The 1,269-nt window shown below is 54.5% G+C and carries 1 protein-coding gene; it reads right to left on the bottom strand.

Annotated elements, in window-relative coordinates:
- Positions 1 to 156: 156 nt before the first annotated feature.
- Positions 157 to 930 carry an amino acid ABC transporter substrate-binding protein gene (locus PG899_RS24025; protein WP_118880914.1) on the bottom strand — a complete coding sequence of 258 codons (774 nt, stop codon included), beginning with the start codon at positions 928 to 930 and terminating at the stop codon, positions 157 to 159.
- Positions 931 to 1,269 lie beyond the last annotated feature (339 nt).

The following is a 1,269-nucleotide window of genomic DNA, read 5'->3' as shown; positions in this document are numbered from 1 at the left end:
AGAAGCGTACCAGAACCGGCAGTTGGCCTCTTCTCTCCTATGCACCATGGGTGTTGCAGTTATTATCTGAATTCGCGGGGGCCAAAAAGAGTCGATCATTAACTGCAACCAGGCCGGCACGTTAATATCCTCAGTTGTTATTATGTTGCCGCGATATTATTGCGAGACGTCGGTGCCGAAATATTTCTGCGATATTTTCTGATATGCGCCATCCTGCTTGGCATTGCGCAGCGCCTGATTGATGGCGGCCAGCAACTCGGGTTGTCCCTTGGCGAGCAGGGCCCCCGATTGATCCCCCTTGGCCTCGGTGGCCGCCACCTTCAACTTGGCGTCCGGCTTCTGTTTCTTGAAGTCGAGAAAGGAGAGGCTGTCGTTGAGGGTAGCATCCACCCGCCCGGTCAGCACCAGTTCAAGGGACTGGTTGAATCCCTCGGTGGCCACCACCTCGGCGCCCGATGATTTCGCCAGCTGAGCGAAGTTGCTGGTCAGCGACTGGGAGGATTTCTTGCCCTTCAGATCGGCAAAACTCTTGATGCTGTGGTTGTCGCTGTGCACCACGATCACCGCCTTGGAGGTGATGTAGGGGTCTGAAAAGTCATATTTTTTCAGCCGCTCAGGGGTGATGGCCACTTCGTTGAGCACCAGGTCGTAGCGCTTGGCGTCCACCCCGGCGATGAGACCGTCCCACTTGCCCTCGACGAACTCGGGCTTCACGCCGAGACCGCTTGCGATGAGCTCGCCGATCTCCACGTCAAAGCCCACCAGCTTGCCGCTCTTGTCGTGATAGGTGAAGGGAGGATAGGCCCCTTCGGTGCCGATCTTGATCACCCCGGCCCGCTGGATCTCGGCCAGGCTTGACTGTGCCTGTACCGAGGTCATCAGTGCCAGCGGAAGTGCCGCCATTAAAAACAGGGAGTGCCGTTTTTTCATTATTCACCTCGTTATATTTATGAACATCCAGAACGCTTGCCAACCACCACAAAATAAAAACTGCCGGTTATCATGTTTACATTAATTATCGGCAGAGATAACTTTCATAATGCTTGCCGGCGGTATGGATGAAACATAACGTGGCGCATGGCATGACCCAACCATGAAATACGGGGATATTTAGCGAAATAATGGATAACGAAAAAATAGTGACCGGGCTGGCCGAGGAATAGCTCCGCTGGCGGCGCTCCGCCAGCGGAAACGGTAATCCCCCCATTTTTAGGGGCATTCAAAAGTAGAGGTCATGCGGCCTGTGCCAGACGCTGTTTCGGCGTGTAG

Origin of the sequence: Aeromonas sp. QDB39 (assembly GCF_027707585.1) — a bacterium.
GTDB classification, from domain to species: domain Bacteria; phylum Pseudomonadota; class Gammaproteobacteria; order Enterobacterales; family Aeromonadaceae; genus Aeromonas; species Aeromonas hydrophila.
This window is presented reverse-complemented; position numbering and strand designations above follow the sequence as displayed.